15 protein-coding genes are annotated in these 19,553 nt (G+C 60.9%); 1 reads left to right on the top strand and 14 read right to left on the bottom strand.

The genetic code is table 11. The annotated features are described in order from the left end of the window. Positions 1-61: 61 nt before the first annotated feature. The 10 genes from C1717_RS04640 to C1717_RS04595 form a co-directional block, all read right to left on the bottom strand. Positions 62-1,399: a replication-associated recombination protein A gene (locus C1717_RS04640; protein ID WP_102372050.1), complete on the bottom strand. Its 1,338-nt coding sequence runs from the start codon at positions 1,397-1,399 to the stop codon at positions 62-64. Between the two features lie 10 nt (positions 1,400-1,409). Further along, the gene (locus C1717_RS04635) at positions 1,410-2,675 is read right to left on the bottom strand and encodes a deoxyguanosinetriphosphate triphosphohydrolase family protein (protein WP_102372049.1); all 1,266 of its coding nucleotides are present in this window, start codon (positions 2,673-2,675) and stop codon (positions 1,410-1,412) included. Between the two features lie 431 nt (positions 2,676-3,106). Beyond that, on the bottom strand, positions 3,107-3,568 hold the full coding sequence (locus tag C1717_RS04630) for a prepilin peptidase (protein ID WP_102372048.1): 462 nt from the start codon (positions 3,566-3,568) through the stop codon (positions 3,107-3,109). A gap of 6 nt (positions 3,569-3,574) precedes the next feature. Next, the gene (locus tag C1717_RS04625; protein WP_102372047.1) at positions 3,575-4,969 is read right to left on the bottom strand and encodes a hypothetical protein; all 1,395 of its coding nucleotides are present in this window, start codon (positions 4,967-4,969) and stop codon (positions 3,575-3,577) included. An 89-nt stretch (positions 4,970-5,058) separates the two neighbouring features. Next, positions 5,059-6,312, bottom strand: coding sequence for a glycosyltransferase family 2 protein (locus C1717_RS04620; protein ID WP_102372314.1), 1,254 nt, complete (start codon positions 6,310-6,312; stop codon positions 5,059-5,061). A 186-nt stretch (positions 6,313-6,498) separates the two neighbouring features. Continuing rightward, entirely contained in the window at positions 6,499-7,509 is a 1,011-nt protein-coding gene (locus tag C1717_RS04615; RefSeq protein WP_102372313.1) for an RluA family pseudouridine synthase, read from the bottom strand. Further along, positions 7,499-8,044 (bottom strand): signal peptidase II, encoded by a 546-nt coding sequence (gene lspA, locus C1717_RS04610; protein WP_245859468.1) that lies wholly within the window; start codon positions 8,042-8,044, stop codon positions 7,499-7,501. Before lspA ends, C1717_RS04615 begins: the two co-directional genes overlap by 11 nt. Before the next feature lie 71 nt (positions 8,045-8,115). After that, positions 8,116-10,908 (bottom strand): isoleucine--tRNA ligase, encoded by a 2,793-nt coding sequence (ileS, locus tag C1717_RS04605; protein WP_219722279.1) that lies wholly within the window; start codon positions 10,906-10,908, stop codon positions 8,116-8,118. A gap of 635 nt (positions 10,909-11,543) precedes the next feature. After that, positions 11,544-11,915, bottom strand: a complete 372-nt coding sequence (locus C1717_RS04600; RefSeq protein WP_102372045.1) for a VOC family protein — start codon at positions 11,913-11,915, stop codon at positions 11,544-11,546. A gap of 31 nt (positions 11,916-11,946) precedes the next feature. Next, the gene (locus C1717_RS04595; RefSeq protein WP_102372044.1) at positions 11,947-12,420 is read right to left on the bottom strand and encodes a 2-thiouracil desulfurase family protein; all 474 of its coding nucleotides are present in this window, start codon (positions 12,418-12,420) and stop codon (positions 11,947-11,949) included. Between the two features lie 90 nt (positions 12,421-12,510). On the opposite strand from C1717_RS04595, the gene C1717_RS04590 reads away from it, so the two are divergent. Next, the gene (locus tag C1717_RS04590) at positions 12,511-13,593 is read left to right on the top strand and encodes an iron-containing alcohol dehydrogenase family protein (RefSeq protein WP_102372043.1); all 1,083 of its coding nucleotides are present in this window, start codon (positions 12,511-12,513) and stop codon (positions 13,591-13,593) included. Between the two features lie 138 nt (positions 13,594-13,731). Here the strand turns inward: C1717_RS04590 and C1717_RS04585 are convergent, their stop codons facing one another. The 4 genes from C1717_RS04585 to ftsH form a co-directional block, all read right to left on the bottom strand. Continuing rightward, complete coding sequence (locus C1717_RS04585) at positions 13,732-14,256, bottom strand: zinc ribbon domain-containing protein (protein ID WP_102372042.1); 525 nt, start codon at positions 14,254-14,256, stop codon at positions 13,732-13,734. A gap of 167 nt (positions 14,257-14,423) precedes the next feature. Next, positions 14,424-15,425 (bottom strand): NYN domain-containing protein, encoded by a 1,002-nt coding sequence (locus tag C1717_RS04580; RefSeq protein ID WP_102372041.1) that lies wholly within the window; start codon positions 15,423-15,425, stop codon positions 14,424-14,426. A 792-nt stretch (positions 15,426-16,217) separates the two neighbouring features. Further along, positions 16,218-17,336, bottom strand: a complete 1,119-nt coding sequence (locus C1717_RS04575; RefSeq protein ID WP_102372040.1) for an IS1249 family transposase — start codon at positions 17,334-17,336, stop codon at positions 16,218-16,220. A 274-nt stretch (positions 17,337-17,610) separates the two neighbouring features. Beyond that, on the bottom strand, positions 17,611-19,515 hold the full coding sequence (gene ftsH, locus C1717_RS04570; protein WP_180965859.1) for an ATP-dependent zinc metalloprotease FtsH: 1,905 nt from the start codon (positions 19,513-19,515) through the stop codon (positions 17,611-17,613). Positions 19,516-19,553 lie beyond the last annotated feature (38 nt).

Genomic DNA, 19,553 nt, shown 5'->3' with positions numbered 1-19,553 from the left:
TTGAACATGCAGACCGTTTGATTCTACCCCAAGGAAGGACGGGCATACGGCGGACGGCAGATTAAGGCTGGGAATGATGCTGACCCCGCTCAAATCGGAACTGCTCCCAGCCCCTGCCCGCGCTTTGCCAGAACGCCCCGCGCTCAAGGCCCTCGGGCAAATAACGTTGGTCGACCCATCCTTCGGGGTAATCATGTGGGTACAGGTAGTCTCCGTAATCATCGGAGCCGGGCCGGTGCCTGTCGCGCAGATGTGAGGGGACCTCCCTCTGACCCGACGTTCTAACGTCGGCAAGCGCGGCATCTATGGCGGCTTCACAGGCGTTCGACTTAGGTGCCAGAGCATTGTAGATAGCAGCTTGGGCGAGGTTGATGCGGCACTCCGGGTACCCGATGACCTCAGCTGCCTTGAATGCCGCCTCAGCCACAAGGAGCGCCTGCGGGTCGGCGTTACCGATGTCTTCCGACGCCGCTATCATGATGCGCCGCGCGATGAACTTGGGGTCCTCGCCCGCATCGATCATCCGCGCCAGCCAATACACCGCCGCATCAGGATCGGAACCTCGCATGGACTTGATGAACGCTGAGATGATGTCGTAGTGCATATCACCGGACTTGTCATAGGAAAGCCCGCGACGCGGATTCGCCATCTGGACGTCATCGAGGGTGATGGGGATCGATTCGCCCTCTTGAGGCGGGACTGCTCCATCCGTGTCCGGACGGGTTAGCGCGATCTCGCTCGCCAACTCGAGTGACGTGAGCGCGGCACGCGCATCCCCCGCGGCAAGAGCGCAAATCGCCTGCACCACCTCATCATCAGCGGAAAACGCACCATCCAGCCCCTTGGGCGAGCTGAGAGCCCGTCTCACGAGGACGGCTACGTCATCGTCCGTGAGGTATCCAAGCTCCACCACCCGCGAACGAGAGAGCAGCGCCGAATTGACCTCGAAGTATGGGTTCTCGGTAGTCGCCCCCACGAGCACCACGGTCCGCATCTCGACGGCATGCAGGAGCGCATCTTGCTGAGAGCGCGAGAAGCGATGGATCTCATCTATGAAAAGGATCGTCCTCTTATCGAAGGACATCAGACGGCGCTCGGCAGCCTCGATCTCTCGACGAAGATCCTTCACCGTTCCCGTTACAGCGGAAACCTCGACGAATTCGCTTTTCGTATGAGCGGCGATGATGTGCGCGAGCGTCGTCTTTCCCGTACCGGCAGGACCGTAGAGGATGACGCTCGATAGGACATCGTGTTCGATTGCAGAACGGAGCCAAGAGCCTGGGCCCACCGCCTTCTGTTGACCTACGTACTCATCGAGCGACGTGGGCCTCATGCGCACCGCGAGCGGTGCATGGGCGAGCTTGCGCTCGGACTCGACCTGAGTGAACAGCGTCTCCATCGCCATAACCCTAACGCTCGGCTTGCTGGTTGATGTACGTCCTCGCAGGGAAGCTGATCTCTGGGAACAGCTTGGTTGCGAGCTCGGTGAAATATCCGTCCGTCATGCTGGCGATATAGTCGACGACCGTTTGATCGAGATCGTCCTCCCAGCGATACGCGCGGTCGTAGTATGCCAGATGCTCCTGGATGCGGGCGATATGGTGCCTGAAGATGAAGCTGGACTCGTCATGAGCCTTCAAGTCGGCAAGGCATCGTTCGTACATGAGGTTGAAAGCGCGCGCGAGCTCCTCAGCGCGCTCGCCTTCGATACCGCTCGACCGGTAGATCTTGGCGTAGTTCTCCGCCTTAGCGCGCCTGATCTCCTCGAAGAGGGCATCGCTCATCTCGATGCGATCCTTGCCGTAGCTATGCTCGATGATGTCGGCGGAAGCATGGGTCAGAATCCATGAGTTGTATGCGCCGCCGAGCCCGTCCTCGAACGCGTCATCTGTAAGCAGACCTGCCGCGATGGCGTCCTGCCGATCGCGGCCCACATACGCGATGATATCGGAGATGCGCACCACGCAGCCCTCGAGCGTCATGGGCCTGAGATGGCCGATTGCGATGTCCCCAGACGTGTAGCAGGCCTCGATGGTTCGATCAAGCTCCTCGAAGGAGCTCAGGCCTGAAAGCTCGAACACGCGCTGTTCGTACTCCCCGTTATGCGTGAGCGCCCCATCGAGCGTCTGCAAGGTGAGGTTGCGCCCGTACAGAGCGTCTAGAACGCGAACCGAATGCACGTTATGGAAGAACCAGCGGCCTGTATGCTCATGGAAGACGTCGTTCAGGCACCGCTCGCCCGCATGTCCAAACGGTGTGTGTCCCAAATCATGGCCGAGCCCGATGGCTTCGATGAGATCGCAGTTGAGCCCGAGTGCAAAGCCGATATCGCGCGCGATGCGAGCAACGAGCTGCACGTGCAGGCCGCGGCGGGAGATATCATCATTAGCCCGGAAGCTGAAGACCTGGGTCTTACCTGCATATCGGTTATAAGCTGGCGTATGGATGATCTTCTCGACATCGCGCACATAGGCAGGTCGCCAGATGCTGGCGATATCACCAGGGCGCTCCTCACGGCGCAACGCATCCCCGTCGCTCGCACGATACGGATTCGACCATCCCCGCGCCCGATCGTCTCGCATGCGTTCAACGAGCTCGGGCGAAAGGGCCTCCGGTATCGATTCCATGCGCGCCCGCACACTTGCGCGCGTATCATCATTCAAGGTCGCCGTCATGTCGCACCACCTTTCTTCTGCATCCCATCATCGCATATCGCGTCGACATCGATGCCCGAAGAACCACTCGATGATGATTTGGGTACATAAGCGCACCCACGATGCCACTCGAGGAGCAAATGATGCTCGAGTGTCCCATGAAGCCCATTCGTTGGATTTTTGAACAGAAGAGATCGGTGCAACCATCAATTATCGAAACTTGTACCTGGTATTTTGTTCTCTAGAGCTTCCGTCAAGCTCATTCGTTTATATTTTGCATGCACTTATGTGCGCATATTTCATGCGAATGGGTCCCAGAAACCCATAGAATCAAATTATGCGCAGTCTTATCGCTGCGAACAAGGCACAGGAACACGTTGAGCAATAAATGCGAAAAGGCATCGATGCAAACGAGCGCAGGCCGAAGAGCGATGAGCCGCAATGGAAGGCTGCTAGGCTGCGACGCGCAGCAATAGCTCTGCTGCGATGAACGAGATGCAGAAGAATGGCAGCAATGGCAGGCTCTGCTTGCGAAGCGCGAGCGCGGTCGCACCGAGCAGGGCAAGCGAACCGATGAATCCACCCAGAGCAGACCATGGATCCAACAACATCGCCGTACCAAGCACCTTGATGTCGCCCATGCCGAGCCCCGCTGAACCACGCAGACGGCGCCACGCCACCTCGAGGGCAACAAGCAGACCGCATGCAGCAAGCGTCAGGACAATAACCGGGGCCCACGATGCGGGCTGTCTCAAAAGAAGAGATAGCGACGCGAAGGCGAGCATGATGAGAACGAGCAGATTCGGCGCTCTTCGCTCCCGCGCATCGATGATCGCGGTACCGACGAGCAGCAGGTGGTATACAACGAGGCACGCATACGCCGCCAGCCCCGCTTCGATATCAAAGCCACCCATAGCAGCCTATTCGGTAACGAGGCAGCCCATGTTCAGCCGTCCCGCGAACTCCCCGATAACCGCTGATTGCCCGCAACGTGTGAACACACCGGCAAACCGACCGCCGAAAAGGAAAAGACCCTCCATGTTCATATAGGGAGCTACCTCACGACCGGCCGAAGCCGCACCGCCCTCGAAATTGTCCGTAGCGTACGGAACGACGTATTCCTGCACCGTCCCGCCAGATGATCGCATCTCGGCAAGAACCGTCTTCCAAGTCGCCTCATCGCAATCGCGCCCAGCCCGTACCCCGATGCTGTTGTAGCCATCCCGCGGTTTGACGATCCAGTGCTCGCGCTCGCAGAATGCGGAGAGATCGCTCGACTCGTCGAGCAGATAGGTTCGCGGCACATGGGCACGAACGAAGCAGAGCTCCTCCTCATCGAGAACTTCCTGCGCAAGCGGACTATGCAAAAAGGCGAACACGGTCTTGGTGGCGCACGGCCAGGTACGAAAACCGCCCACGATGGGAACGACGCCATCGGCTGCGCACGCCATGAGGGCATCGGAGCCCGCGCAACGCTTTTCGAGCATCTCCGAGATCACGACACGACGCCACACGCAATCTACGGGGCCGTGGGCATCGCGCAGAACTCCCCGCTCATAGGTGAGATCCCGGATATCGCTGAACTGGAGGTCTGCACCATGCTCAGCGAATACCGGACGGAACGCCTCGATCTCCTCGGCAACGATGCTCTCCGCGAAATCGATAGCGACGACACGCGGGTGGGCGGCGGTGCCTCCCGCTTCGTGATAGCAGCTAAGAATCTCCTCTACGCATGCATCAAAGATATCGAACGTGGCGACCTGGTGGCGCTCGGCGAAACGCCTTCCGGACAACGTAGCAAGATTCGCGCGGGTAACTCCCTCGGTCACGAGCATGCCCGAGGAGCCGTCGGTGTTGAGTTCGCAGAACTTGAACGACCCGGTCTGCTCGTCGAGGAAGATGTCGACGCGTGCGATGGGAATCTGAGCAGAGAAGGGGTTCGGCATGCAGACGAGACGCTCGATTGCAGGATCGAGTGCAAAGGCGGCGCGCACGCGCGGATCGGCTATGAAGGCGCTGGTCACCTTGTCCATGATGCGGCCCATGGTCTCGGCAATCCACGCGAGGTATTCGATATCGCGGGAGGAGAAGACCTTGGGAACGAACGCCCATTGCACCGGCCCGCCATGGTAGAGAGCTCCGTCGGCAAGTAGCGACGCGTCGCCAGCTTCGCGCGAGGCATCGTCACCGCCGAGTTCGCGCGCGATGGAAAGGTACTCGTCCTCGAGCGCCACGGAATCGAGCGGAAGCGCTGGAACAGGATCGGCCGTGATAGGAAGCGAAACGCGAGCCGAGTTCAGATGTGAATGAGTCATTGGAGCTCCTAACGGTTCTACCGCCCGTGAACCAGCGATCGTGCAGCTACGTGCAGGCTTGACACCGCAGCGCTTCCATCGCGGTGTGCTCAGGACGCGGTCTCGCCCACCACCTCGTCTAGTGTAAGCGAGATGCTATGGGGGGTTGGCACCCAGTCTACCTTGAGGAAGAGGGCGGCAACGATGAGCGGGATATAGGTGAACATGAAAAGCGGGAACGTGAGGACATTGAGCACGACACGCCAGCGCTTGGTGCAGTGGATGCTGCGGCGCTCCAGGATGGTCGTGAAAAGGCCCATCCAGAAGTACGTCTGGTACAGCGCGACGAGCGTCATGACGATCGACTCGAAGCATGTCGCGATCTCGGTATCGGTGGCAAGAAAACCATGGCTCAACAAGCCAACGATGAGAAAGGTCCCGTTCGCGAGTATCGAGATGAGCGTGATGAGGTTGCCCGGGGCAACGGTCATGAACATATCGTAGGCGGAAAAGCGCCTGAAACGCACCATCGATTTGATGAGATGCGCCCCATACGTAAAAAACACCTGGTAGAATCCCTTGGTCCAGCGCATGCGCTGCTTCCAGGACGCCTTGAACGTCACCGGTTGCTCATCATAGAACTGCGCGGGCGCGTATGCGATGCGGACTCCGTGTATCGCGCAGAAGGTCGAGAACTGAATATCCTCGGTGAGCGTATGGAACTGCCACCCATGCATGGCCTCGATGATGCGGGCGGAAACCAGGTAGCCCGAGCCGGAAACCGCGCAGGAGGTACCGCATATCATGCGCGCGTTGTTGAGGAACCGCGCCTCGCGCAGATAGGCGGTTGCATAGGCCGCAGAGATCCACGAACTGCCGAAGTTCTTGGAGTTGCGGTATCCCGTCACAGCCATGTAACCCTGGTCGAACGCATCGTTCATGATGGTTGTGAAGTCGGGACTCACGAGGTTGTCCGCGTCGAAGACGAAAAATCCCTCGTAAACGCCCGGATACTCGCGCAGGATGCGCGCAAAGCCGTAGTCCATGACCCAGCTCTTGCCTTTACGTGCAAGGTCGTTGCGCTCGTACACGATGGCTCCTGCAGAACGCGCGACCTCCGCCGTGCAATCAGTGCAGGAATCGGCGACTACGAAGACGTCGATAAGCTCCTGAGGGTAATCTTGGGCCTTGATGGAGCGAACGAGGTTCGCGATGACCTGTTCCTCATTGTGGGCGGCGATGAAAAACGCATAGCGGTGGTTTTGCCGCGCCTTGGGGTAGCGATACTCGCCCTTAAGCGCACCGATGACGAAGAACACCGCTTGGTAGGCGAAGAAGACGGTGAAAAAGCCCACCACAAGCATGTTGAACTTGACGATAGGCGTGGCTTCTAGAAATGCTGCGAACAATTCCGGCACGAACACACTCCAAGCAACGGATTGATACCCGACCAAGTGTAGTCCACCCAAACGCTCCCGTGCGCCGAGCACCCGAGCGACCCGAGCGGTTTCCCAAGAATGCACACGGGAGCGGCCTTTCGCTCCTTCAAGCTAGAGGAGCTGTGGGACGATTTCTTCTCCAGCCGGCGTGCGCCCGAGTGAAAGGGGCTCGATATCCTCGAGAACCGCGGCAAGGTCCCATGGAAGGGTATCGCGGCACTCGATGGTCTCCCCCGTCACGGGATGGGCGAAGCTGACCCGCCACGAATGCAGGAACTGCCGTGTGAGGCCTCGATCGGAGCGCTCGGCACCTTTGCCCTTGCCGTAGAGGGGATCCCCCACGAGCGGATGGTTGATGTGCCGCATATGCACGCGAATCTGATGCGTGCGCCCGGTATAGAGATGGCATTCCACAAGGGTGTAGCCGTCGTCGGCCCTACCCGCGTCAAAGCGCTCCAGCACGCGGAACGTCGTGATAGCCTGACGGGCGAACGGGTCATCGGACACCGCCATCTTGACGCGGTCTCGCGTGGAGCGGGCGATACCCGTATCGATGGTACCCTCGTCGTGCGCGATATAGCCGTGCACAAGCGCTATGTAGCGCCTATCGAGCGTGCGCAAGCGGATGAGGTCCTGGAGCGCGCGCTGGGTCGCATCGTCTTTGGCGGCAAGCATGAGGCCGGATGTATCCCGGTCGAGCCTGTGAACGATCCCTGGCCTATCCTCACCTTGGAGGGTCCCCAGATGATCGATGCCGCAATGGTATACAAGGGCATTGGCAAGCGTGCCTCGGTCGTGACCTTGAGCAGGATGGCACACGAGCCCGCGCTGCTTGGAAAGGACGATGAGGTAATCGTCCTCATAGCGGATATCGAGCGGGATGTTGTCGGGCTCAACCACACCGGGGTCGCGCGGCTCGGGCAATTCGACGGAAATCCGGTCGCCCGCAACGACCGCATACTTCTTCGAAAGACAGGTTTCCCCGTTCACCGCGACGGCGCCGGCGTCGATGAGATGCGCGCACGCCGATCGCGAGGGACAGCAGTCCTGGGCGCCAAGATAGGAATCCAGGCGCACGCCGGCACCAGAGGCATCTACCAGCAGATGGATGTCACCGGCCATCTGCGCCACCGCCCCCCTCTTCACCAGGAGCAGCGTTGGCCGGCGAGAGAACGGCAAATCCGATGAGCGCGACGACGACACCGACCGTGATCCCGATATCGGCAACGTTGAAGCTTGGGAAGTCGAAGAACCTGAATGTGAGGAAATCCGTCACAAAGCCCTGGGTGACACGGTCAATCGCATTTCCCACCGCACCTCCGCACACCATCCCAAGGCCCACGACCTCGAATCTCGATACGAGCGTCGCACGAGAAAGATACGCCATAGAAGCCACGACCATCACGAAGGCAAGCAGGACGAATACCCAGCCGAAGCCATCGCCGAGCCCGAAGGCAGCCCCGCGGTTCTCCACGTACTCAAGACCGATCACGCCCCGAATGACCTCTATCGGAAACGCTCCCGCAGATTGGGCGGCACGAACTTCGATCTTGGAGATCTGGTCTATGACCACGAAGGCAACGGCAAGCGGCACCATCACCGCGAAGCGCCAAGCGATGCGCGGCTGCGGCGCCACGCTTCGGTTCGACTCGGGCACAACGCCTCCCCTCCTAATAGCCCCGCGCAACGGGTGCGCACCCGATCCCGGATGCGCACCCTGCAGTCCGATTAGGCTCCGATCGCCTCGGCGCAGCGGTCGCACAGATGCTCGTGCTCGCCATGCGCGCCGGTGCTCTCACGGTAGTTCCAGCAACGATCGCAGCGCTCGCCACGGGCGGCTTCGACAACCGCAGCATAGTCATCGCCCTGCTCGAGCTCGACTTCGGAAACGATGAAGAACTCGGCAAGATCGCAAGCCATGTCGCCGGTAAGCAGCGCGTAGGCATCCTCAGGAGCGGTGGCCTTGACGCGTACCTCCTGGCTCTTGGTAAACGTCCCCGAAGCTCGAGCGTCTTCGATGGCCTTCGTCACCGCGCCGCGAAGCTCCATGGCGGCATCGAGAACGGTGCCGTAGCGGTTCGCCTCTTCGAGCTCGATGGGCGCCTGGTACCACGACAGCAGCGCCGCGAACGTCTCGCCATCGCGAACGCCAGCAGGCGCGAACGCCATGACCTCGTCGCACGTGTACGCGAGGATGGGCTGCAGGTCGCGCAGCAGCATCGAAAGGAGCTCGGTGAGCACGGTCTGGGCGCTCCGGCGAGCGAGGGAACCGGGCTTCTCGCAATAGAGCCGGTCCTTCAGCGCGTCGAGGTAGACGTTGGAGAGCTCGGTGACCACGAAGTCGTAAAGCGTGCGGTAGGCACGGTTGAACTCGTAGGTACGGTACGCATCATCGACCTCGGCCTGCACCTGCGTGAGACGTGCCACCATGAGCTTGTCGAGAGGCAGCAGGTCGGCAAAGGGAACCTCCTCGCACTCGGGATCGAACTGGCCCTCCAGCTCGCCCAGCAGGAAGCGGAACGTGTTGCGGAAGCGGCGATACGCATCCGAGGTGCGCGCGAGGATCTCATGATCGATCGCAACGTCCGTCGAGGTATCGACCGAGGCCACCCACAGGCGGATGATGTCGGCACCCATCTCGTCGCAGACCTTGTTGGGGTCGATCACGTTTCCGAGCGACTTCGACATCTTGCGGCCCTGGCCGTCGAGCGTGAATCCCTGGCTGACGACTGCCTTGTAGGGCGCTACGCCATTGGCGCCCACACTCGTCAACAGAGAGCTCTGGAACCAACCGCGATGCTGGTCGGAGCCCTCGAGATACATGTCGGCAGGATAGCCGAGCTCGGGCCGGTTCTCGCAAACCGCCTTCCACGAGACACCAGAATCCCACCACACGTCAAGGATGTCACGATCAGCCTTGAGGTGATGCCCGCCGCACTTGGAGCACACGCACGCATCGCCTAGGTAGCTCTCGGGCGCGTCGGTGAACCAGGCGTCGGAGCCCTTCTCCTTGAAGAGGGCGATCACGGCATCGAGCGTCGCGTCGTTCATGACCTTCTCGCCGCAGTCAGCACATGTATAGCTCGGAATGGGAACGCCCCAGTTGCGCTGACGCGAGATGCACCAGTCGGGGCGCTGCTCCACCATGGCGCCGATGCGGTTCTTGGCATGGTCGGGATACCAGGCGACGTGGTTGAGCACCTGATCGAGAGCCTGCTCGCGCAAGCCCGTCTCATCCATGGAGACGAACCACTGATCCGTGGCGCGGAAGATCGTCGGCTGCTTGCAGCGCCAGCAATGCGGATAGCTATGGTTGATCTTGACCTCGGCTAGAAGTGTTCCGCGCTCCTCGAGGAAGGAGATGATCTTGGGATTCGCTTCATCGGTATCGAGCCCGCTGAACGGACCACCGGTACCGTACTCATCGCCAACATAGAACCGACCATCATCGTCAACGGGCATGATGATGGGCAAACCGCAGCGGACGCCCGTGTAGTAGTCGTCGACACCGTGGCCAGGAGCAGTGTGAACGCATCCGGTGCCGTCCTCGAGCGTGACATAGTCCGCCGTGACCACCTTGCCGGTCACGCCTTCGAAGATGGGCTGCTTGTAGGTGATGCCAACCAGCTCCTCGCCCTTGGCGCACCACACATCGGCTGCGCCCGCAGGCGTGTACAGCTCGGCGTCTTCTATGCCGGCGACCTCGTGGAAGACCTTCTCCCAGAGCGCCTTCGCCATGATGCCGAGGCGTCCCTGCGATTTGACGGCGACATAATCGGCCTCAGGCGAGAGCGCAACGCCCGAGTTCGCCGGAAGGGTCCACGGCGTCGTGGTCCAGATCACCACGTCGACGGGGAGCTTGCTCTCAGAAAGGGACTCGGGGACATCGATGAGTTCGAAGCGCACGAAGATGGAGGGACTCGTCTCGTCTGCGTACTCGATCTCCGCCTCAGCGAGGGCGGTATGGCAATGCTTGCACCAATGCACCGGCTTGCGCCCGCGATAGATCATGCCCTTGTCGAACATGGCCTTGAAGACCTCGATGTCCGCCGCATCGTGCTCGTGGTAGAGGGTGAGGTAGGGATGGTCCCAATCACCGAGCACGCCTAAACGGCGGAAGCCGGCCTTCTGAAGCTCGATGTTCTCGACGGCGAACTCATGGCACATCTCGCGAATCTTCGCGGTGGGGGTTGCGTTGAACTTCGCGGTACCGAGCTTCTCCTCCACCTTGTGCTCGATGGGCTGGCCATGGCAGTCCCAACCGGGTACATACGGCGTCTGCTCGCCTTGCATGGCGTGGTAGCGCATGATGATGTCTTTAGAGATCTTGTTCATGGCGTGGCCGATATGGATCGGGCCGTTCGCATACGGAGGGCCGTCGTGCAGGACGAACTTGCCGTGCCCCTCGTTCTTCTTCTGAAGCTGCTCATAGACGTGGTTCTCGTTCCACATCTCAAGGCGCTTGGGCTCCGATTTGGAAAGCCCGGCTCTCATGGGGAACCCGGTCTTTGGCAGGTTCATGGTCTCTTGGTACTTGCTCTTTTCTTTCGCCACGGGAAGCCCTCCCCTTTCCTCACGCACGGGGATTCGGCGCGTCCCCGCGGTCATTTGGGCGCATGAAAAAAGCGCCCGTCCCTCAAGCTGGGACGAAGCGCTCGTGATACCGCGCGACGGGGCCTGCACCCACACAACGCGCGGAAAGCTCTCCGCTTGCAACCACCCAGCCTAGGCACCTGCGTGCCCGTACTCGGCCGACCACATGACGGCGGTCGTCCCGGCGACGTCTACTGGGGTTGATGACGAGCAGACCGCATGCAAGCGCTCCTCGTTCAAAAACCCGTTCGGGCCGCAGCTCCGGGGTGATATTCGAACGCGCGCGCCCGCGAACCTCCCAGCGCCGGCAGCCGAAGCCGCCATCCGGTTCGCTCTCTTAAGAGCGCGGTAGACGTCTACTCGTCCCCATCACAGCCATTGGGCCGTATTGTAGCACGCCGCTCAGGCGCCGGTGCCCAGCTTGCGAAGTTCATGAAACGCCTCACGGCCGAGCCGATGCGAGCTCGAAACCCTTTCGAAGCGCTTCTGGCCCGCCGATCAAGGCAGAGCTTCTTGCCTGCTGGGCTTCATGCGAGCGGGCATGAGCGCGGCTTCTGGCCACGTTAGGCGCGGCAAAGATGAATCGCAAAACCGGCTATCTGCTCATTGAAGTAGACGAGCTTCGTAGATCCATCTGCATTGAGAGAACGGGAGTCCTCGTTGAGCGTGAGCCCGCGGGCGCAGAAGTACTCCTCGGCTGCAGGGAGGTCGTTGACCGCGAACCCGATATGCCCCTTCTCGCCACGACCACATCCCTTCATGACCTCGATCAGCGTGTCGCTGAAGATCGAGATGGGCGTGTCGTTGGCGGGAAGCCCGAACAGCGCCTCAAACAAAGTGGCTATGCGCTGGGCATCTTCCGCATCCCGCGCGTTAATACCGATGTGCGCGATGCGCATATCGAATAGATCTACCGGGTTTCCCTGCTGATCCATCTGGACCCCTCCTTTTGAGCAGAGCCATCGCTCACGATCTCTTTGTTGGGAAGTATAAGCGCTCTGCCATGCGGTCGGTGAGCTCAAGAAACTCACTTGGTACATAGACCGGAATTCCTTGTTCCTTGAGCAACGTTGCAAACACCCCGTCGCCTGGAACCAGCGTTTTGGAGAACGTCCCGTCGTATATCGAGCCTATACCGCACGAAGGACTCCGGGGCTGCAAGATCGCGCCGTCGAGGGCGCCATCTTTGAGGGCGCGCCCGAGCTCCGCCTGGGCGCCCGCGCGAAACTCAGCGTCAACGCTCACGCCATGCTCGTTCACGACCGTATCCCCATGAATCTCAGAGCGGGGGCGCGGCGTCGGAAGACCGCCAGCGACCTCGGGGCAGATCGGAACGACCTCGTGTTCTGCAAGGGCTGCGACCAATCCCTCATCCAGGTTGCTTCCGCCGTTATACTTGCAGCGCTCGCCCAACAGGCAGGCACTTACCGCGATGCGCATGCGCACACCTCCCTAACCATGTTCTCCATCTTACGGCACCGTCATCGTTCTACAATGAATCGGGTTGAGCCAACGACGAAAGAAGGGCACATGCGCACCATCCAGATGAGCGATTACACCGTCGGCGAAGACGCCTTCGATGCCATCCCCACGATACTCGAAAGCTATGGAGCGACCAAGGTCGTGCTCGTAGGAGGCGAGCGCGCGCTCGGCGCCGCCGCGCCCGGCATCAAGAAGGCACTCGACGAGACCCCTATAGCGATCACTGACACCATCGTCTACGGCAAGGATGCAACGCGCACCAACGTCAACCGGCTGCTTGAGAATCCTTCGTTTTGCGAAGCGGACGTGGCGTTCGCAATCGGAGGCGGCAAGGCCATCGATACGGTGAAAACCGCGGCGGCCGAACTCAAGAAGACGGTGTTCTCGGTGCCGACCATCTGCTCCAATTGCTCCGCTGCAACGGCAATCGCCGTCATCTACCACGATGATGGTTCGCTCGAGGGCTATGCCTACCCGCCGTGCCCCGCGCATATCTTCATCGATCCCAAGATCATCGCCGAAGCGCCGTCGGAGTACTTCTGGGCGGGTATCGGCGATGGCCTCTCCAAGCAACCCGAAGTCGAATACGCCACCTCTGGTGACGAGCTGGGACATACCGCGACCCTTGGCCTCGCGCTCGCGCACACCTGCACGGAGCCCCTCATGACCTGGGGCGAGCAGGGACTTGCCGACGTCCGCGCCAACCGCGCGAGCGAGGCGGTGCGCCGGGTCGTCCTCGACATCGTGGTGAACACCGGCTACGTTTCCAACCTGACTAACCAGCCTGACTTCTACTACAACTCATCGATCGCGCACGCTTTCTACAACGGAACGACCTCGGTGCCTCGCGAGGGCACCTACCTGCACGGCCAGGTCGTCTCCTTCGGCGTCCTCGTCATGTTCGCCTATCGCCACGAGAACGAGGAGCTTGCCCGCTACGCCGCGTTCAACAAGAGCATCGGGCTTCCCGTCACCTTGAGCGAGATCGGCCTCACCGAAGCGGATATTCCGCAGATCGAGCGGGCAGCCGAGCACACCAACGAATGGAAGCAGGGGAAGCCGGAGCCGATCGACCCTGCTCGCTTCATGCGTGCCATCCGCGATGCCGACTCCTACGGACGCTCGCTGTAACATAGCTTCGCAGAGCGGCTGGATACGCCGCGTCGACGCACAGAGATGCGCCTGCCACTCGAAGATGAGAGGCAGGCGCATCGTTTTCGCTCATGCTTTGGAAGGGGCTCGCCCTCCCCGCAGACTTCTCGAAATGAGCTACTCGTTGATCCTCTGGCCGCATGACATGCAGAACGCATCGCCCTCATTGACGGCCGCACCGCAATGCGGGCACCTCGGGCCCTCAGCCGGTGTTGCGGGAGGCATGGGGGCAGCGGGCTGCACGGGTGCCATAGCAGCCTGGATCTCTGCCATGGGTTTGCCGCACCCCGAGCAGAACATATCGGTCGCTGCCATACGGGAATGGCAGAACGGGCACTGGATGAACGTGGCGGCCTGGGTGGCAGCAGTCGCCTGTCGCTCGATCTCATCAAGCTGATACTGGATGTTCGCGCGCTCTTGGTCGATTTGAGCAATGCCATCGTAGAGGGCCTCGCGTCCGGCGCGGAATGCCGGATCGTCCTTGGTAACCTCATAAAGGCTCGCACCAAGCTGGCCAGCGAGCTGCTGACGACGATGCATGGCGTCATTGAGCTGGTTCTTGAGCTTCAAAGAGGATGCCGTGCGATTGGCGCCTGCAACGCCACGGTTGAGCGTGGCCTGCATATCATCAAGAATACCCATGGTATCACCTTCTATGTTGCGTCATCGGATAGCAGACGAACGTCTGCGCATACGCAAACTATACCATCCGTTAGTCCGGATGGGCTCGTCTGCACCATACCGTTACGAATCCGGCTCGTTCGCATTCAGCAGCGAAACCGAGCCGCCAGAGAAGCGGAGGTGCCTCGCTACTGCTCCTTGGTCCTCAAGTAGACAGCGCGTGAGCCGGAGGACATCGCGCGCTCATCGAACTCGTAAACCCCCATCGACTTGAGGAACGGGCTCAGCTTCTTGTAGCCGTAGTTGCGCACGTCGAAGTCGGAGAGGCGCTTGGGCAGCTCGCTGCCGACGGTGCCCAAGAAGACCCAGCCCTCCTCATCGGAGAACTGGTCGACGATCGCGTCGACAGCCGAGCGGATGCGCTTCATATGGCGGCGGCGCGCAGCGCGAGAGAGCTCGTTGAAGTCCGATGGCTCTTGAAGCTCGGAACCCTGAGCGCTGCCGGGTGTGTCCCCACCAAGATCTCCAGGGGCCCGCTTGGAACGGGAGGTCGCCTTGGAAGCCTGCAAGGAGGGCTGCTCAGCATCAGGCGAGGCGACGGCTGCCCTGCCTTTGCCGGAAGTGGACGCGGCGGCTTTAGGAGCATGCTTGGTGGTGCGCCCACCCCTTTTAGTGCGTTTATCGTCCGGCCCCTCATCGGCATCCTCGGCGTCGTCGTCGGCAGCATCCTCCAAACGACGGGCGGCATAGAGCAGGTCAAGGTACTTGAACTGGTTGCAGGCGGAGATGAACGGCTCGGGGGTCTTCTGCTCCCCCATGCCGATCACCTGCATACCGCTTTCGCGCAGGCGAGCGGCCAGGCGCGTAAAGTCAGAATCCGAGCTCACGATGGCGAACCCGTCCACGTTACCCGAGTAAAGTATGTCCATCGCATCGATGATCATCGCCGAATCGGTAGAGCTCTTGCCGTAGGTATAGCTGTACTGCTGGATGGGAATGATCGAGTTCTCGAGCAGGCATCCCTTCCAAGAAGCGAGACGCTGGCTCGTCCAATCACCGTAGATGCGCTTGTACGTAGCCACGCCGGAGTTCGAAACCTCGTCGAGGATGATCTTTATGTACTTATCGGAAACGTTGTCAGCGTCGATAAGAATCGCGAAGCGAAGCTCGCGTGTAGCGTCAACTGCCATAGGCACCTCTCTCATGGGACAGAGCCATGATATACCAAAGACGAAGCGCACCGGAAAACCCGATGCGCCTCGCGCCATCGGCGATCCGCCCGCGTGCCCTGGGGCACGCATCTATCCAGATGAAGGGGCTAACCCCGATTCTCGCGGCGCGCCAAGGAGCCGAGCAGCACAAGCATGGCTCCGGCAAGAACCAACGCCCAAGCACCCGCCAGCAACGCATCGCCTGTGGATGGCATCGAGCTGCCATTGGAATCTACGTGCTTGCCTGATGCGCGAAAGCGGCTCGGTTGAACACCGGCGCCATCTACCGATTCGGCCTTGAATCCATGCCGAACTCGACCGACATACACGCGCTGCGCGCCTTAGCTTGAAGCGGAGACCCATCTAGGCCTCCCCTTGTGAGCATCCGAACCTTCGGGTACTTCGACGTATTCGTAGACGGCAAGCCCATCCCATTCCGAAGCGAGAAGGCGAAGGAGCTTCTCGCCTTGCTCGTAGACCGCCGAGGCGGCTTCGTCACTTCAGCAGATGCCATCGCAACGCTCTGGAGCACGAACCCGGTTCCGAGCATCTTTTCCGCGGAACCTATATGTCCAACTATAGCTGGGCGGAGGTTACGCTCTCGGAACTCGTGTATGAATGATTCCGAAGGCCAGCCGCACCCAATCGAGCTCGATGTCCCTCCCGTATGAGCAGGCGCGACATCACTTCCTTGGTTGAATGAGCGCATCAACAGCGACAAGACACATTAGGCTTATAGGACAAAAAGTGTGTCTCGATAGAACACGTGTCCTAATCCAGCCAGAAGGGGTACGGGTTCTTGTGGTGCAGCTCCTCCCAGACGGCCCGGTCGCCCCACTCCGGCCCGCCGTCCTCGCGCTTGGGCGACGCCGAGTAGGTCCTGTACAGGAGGTCGATGTCGTCGTCGGTGGGCATGGAGCGAAGGATCTCCCTCGCCGGCCTCGGGCCCTCGGTGTGCATGTAGCACCACCAGAAGACCGCCTTCACGCGCCGCATGAGCGACAGCCCGCGGTGGTTGCGCAGGACTTCCCTGAGCTGCGCGTTGACGCCGCCCTCGATCGGGTTGTTGGTGCGCGGCAGCGGCCCCTCCGCCGTGAGCGCGGGGTCCAGGTAGGTGAACAGCGTGCCGGCGCTCACGAGCCTCGAGAGCGACGACCTCGCCTTCCTGCGCCTCTCGTGGGTGAACTGGCGCCGGCCGTCGACGTAGGAGACGTCCTCGAGGAAGTCGGCCCAGAACCCGCACCACTGCAGGTAGCGCTCGACCCACCAGTCGGCCTGGCGGAGGGTGTCGAGGTGCATGAGCTCGATTGACAGCGCGTAGAGCTCCCTGCCCGCCTGGAGCCTCGGCCTCGTCGTCGTATAGCGCCTCACCTGCGAGAACGCGTGGAAGAGGCACCTCTGGACCCTCGTGCGCGGCCATGCGCGGCGCCTCGCCTTCTCGAAGCCCGTCCCGCCGTCGCACACCACCACGTCCGGGGCCGGGATGGGCGCCATCAGCGCCTCCCACGCCCTCGATGCCTCCGCCTGCGCCATGTACCACGAGACCACGTGCTCGCCGTCGTAGGCGATCAGCACGACGAGGTCGCGGGCGAGCCAGATGCCGTCGACGAAGAGAACGCGGCGCACCTCGCCCGTGGGCTCCGGCATGGGCCAGATCGGCCAGAAGCCCGCGGCGAGCCTCCTGAACGTGCGCCCCTGCCCGGGCATGTCCGCCTGCGTCGCCTTCGAGAGCAGCCATGCCAGGAACTCGTCGAGCCTCGCCGCCGCGTCGTCGTAGGAGACCGTGGTCGAGGCGCCGCACGCCCCGCACCTCCACCTCTGCGCGCCCGCGCTCGTCTTCCCGTTCCTCTTCATCTTCGCCCCGCAAGAGGGGCACCTGACCGCCTTCATCCCCAGCTCCTCGGTAATCGGGGTTTTAACGGCCTGATTTTCAGTCATCTACCTGCGGGACAGGAGCGAATCCGGACACACTTTCTGTCCGAGTGGTTAAATTCCCCCTGGAGATTTAAGCGCGTGAAAAAGGGGCATCGACCTGCGTCGATGCCCATGATTCGGACACACTTTTTGTCCTATAAGCCACACATTAAGCCCCGCCGAAGCGGGGCTTTTATGGTTGCATGCTCACCGTGTGATTTGGAGAAGGGCGAGCGGGATGAAGGCCCTCTTATGCCTGCGGCTTCGGCGGCATTAGCGGGTTCTCGCGCTTGAGTAGCGTCATGAACTCCTGCCCGGTGATCGTCTCCTTCTTATACAGGTAGCGCGCGAGCTCATGCAGCTTGAACTTGTTCTCCTTAAGGATCTGCAAAGCTCGAGAATGCGCATCCTCGATAAGCTTGCGCACGGCCTCGTCCACATGTTCCGCAGTGCCCGGAGCACAGGTTAGCGAGGTGTCCTGATTGAGGTAGGCGTTCTGCACCGTACCGAGAGCCATCATGCCGAACTCATCCGACATGCCGAAGCGCGTGATCATGTTGCGGGCGAGCTTCGTAGCCTGCTCGATATCGTTTGCCGCGCCGGTGGTCATCTCGTTGAAGATGAGCTCCTCCGCCGCGCGCCCACCGCAGTACACAGCAAGCTTGTCGAGCGCCTCCTGACGCGTGGTGAGGAACTTCTCGTCTTCCTCCACCTGCATGGTGTAACCTAGCGCCCCCGAGGTGCGCGGCACGATCGTGATCTTGGTGACCGGCGCGCCCTCCTTCATGCTCGCCGCCACAATAGCGTGGCCGATCTCGTGATAGGAGACGACCTGCTTCTCATGGTCGGAAAGCACGGTGGATTTACGCTGCTGGCCGGCGATGACGACTTCGACCGATTCCTCGAAGTCCTCCTGCATGGCACGGCTGCGACCCATGCGCACGGCGCGCAGGGCTCCTTCGTTGATGATATTCGCCAGGTCGGCACCGGAAGCACCGGGGGTCGCGCGCGCGATGGCGGACAGGTCGATCGGCGGCTGCGTCTTAACGTCCTTGGCATGGAGCTCGAGAATCGCCTTGCGACCAGCCAGGTCGGGCAGCTCGACGGGGATGCGACGGTCGAAACGGCCGGGGCGCAGCAGCGCCGGATCGAGCGAATCCGGTCGGTTCGTAGCGGCAAGCACCACGATACCCTTGTGATTGTCGAAACCGTCCATCTCGGTAAGAAGCTGGTTCAGCGTCTGCTCGCGTTCGTCGTTGGTCGAAAGGCCCTGGTCGCGGCGCTTGCCGACCGCATCGATCTCGTCGATGAAGACGATGCAGGGGGCGTTCTCGTTCGCCTGCTTGAAGAGGTCGCGAACCTTGGCGGCACCACGGCCCACGAACATCTCAACGAACTCAGAACCCGAAATGCTGAAGAACGACACGCCCGCTTCGCCGGCTACGGCCTTTGCAAGCAACGTCTTACCGGTACCCGGAGGCCCCACGAGCAGAGCGCCGCGGGGCAGGCGCGCACCGATGGCTTCGTAGCGCTTAGGATTCTCCAAGAAGTCGACGACTTCCTTGAGGGACTCCTTCGCTTCCTCCTGGCCGGCGACGTCTTTGAACGTAACGCCCACGTCTTCAGATTTCACCTTGCGAGCGCCGCTCTTGCCGAGGCCGCCGCCTCCCATGCCGCCGAAGCCGCCGCCGAAGTTCATCGAGGGGCCGTCGTCACCAGACGCCTTCTTCATGCGCCTGTTGAACCACCACCCGATCAAGAAGAAGATCAGGAACGGCAAGACCAGCGTCATCAGGTAATAGGTCCACAGACTCGAATCGTTGTTTGGAACCACGACGTCGATTTCTGCGCCGGAATCTCGGATGAGCTGAATTAGCGTGTCCTCGGACCCAGGCAGGATCGTCGTCTGATAAGCCACGTTGTCTGCTTCGCCCTTGCGCGTGTAGACGGCGTCATATTCACCGGTGGTGTAATCGATCCTGTCGACTTCCTTGTTCTCAAGATCATCGAGCAGCGTGCTGTAGCTCACATCGGTGATCTGAGCCTGCTGGCCCATGTTTGGGAAGAGCAAGGTGTTCAAGATCAAGTACACCAAGAGGGCGATGATGACGTAGAGGATCATATTCCGTCTACGTTTATGGTCATCCATCTCCATCAGGAACAACTCCATTCCGTACGTTCATAATGGTATGA

The sequence above is a fragment of the Enorma phocaeensis genome, assembly GCF_900186505.1.
GTDB classification, from domain to species: domain Bacteria; phylum Actinomycetota; class Coriobacteriia; order Coriobacteriales; family Coriobacteriaceae; genus Enorma; species Enorma phocaeensis.
The sequence above is the reverse complement of the archived record's forward strand: the minus strand, read 5'-3'. Positions and strand labels throughout refer to the sequence as shown.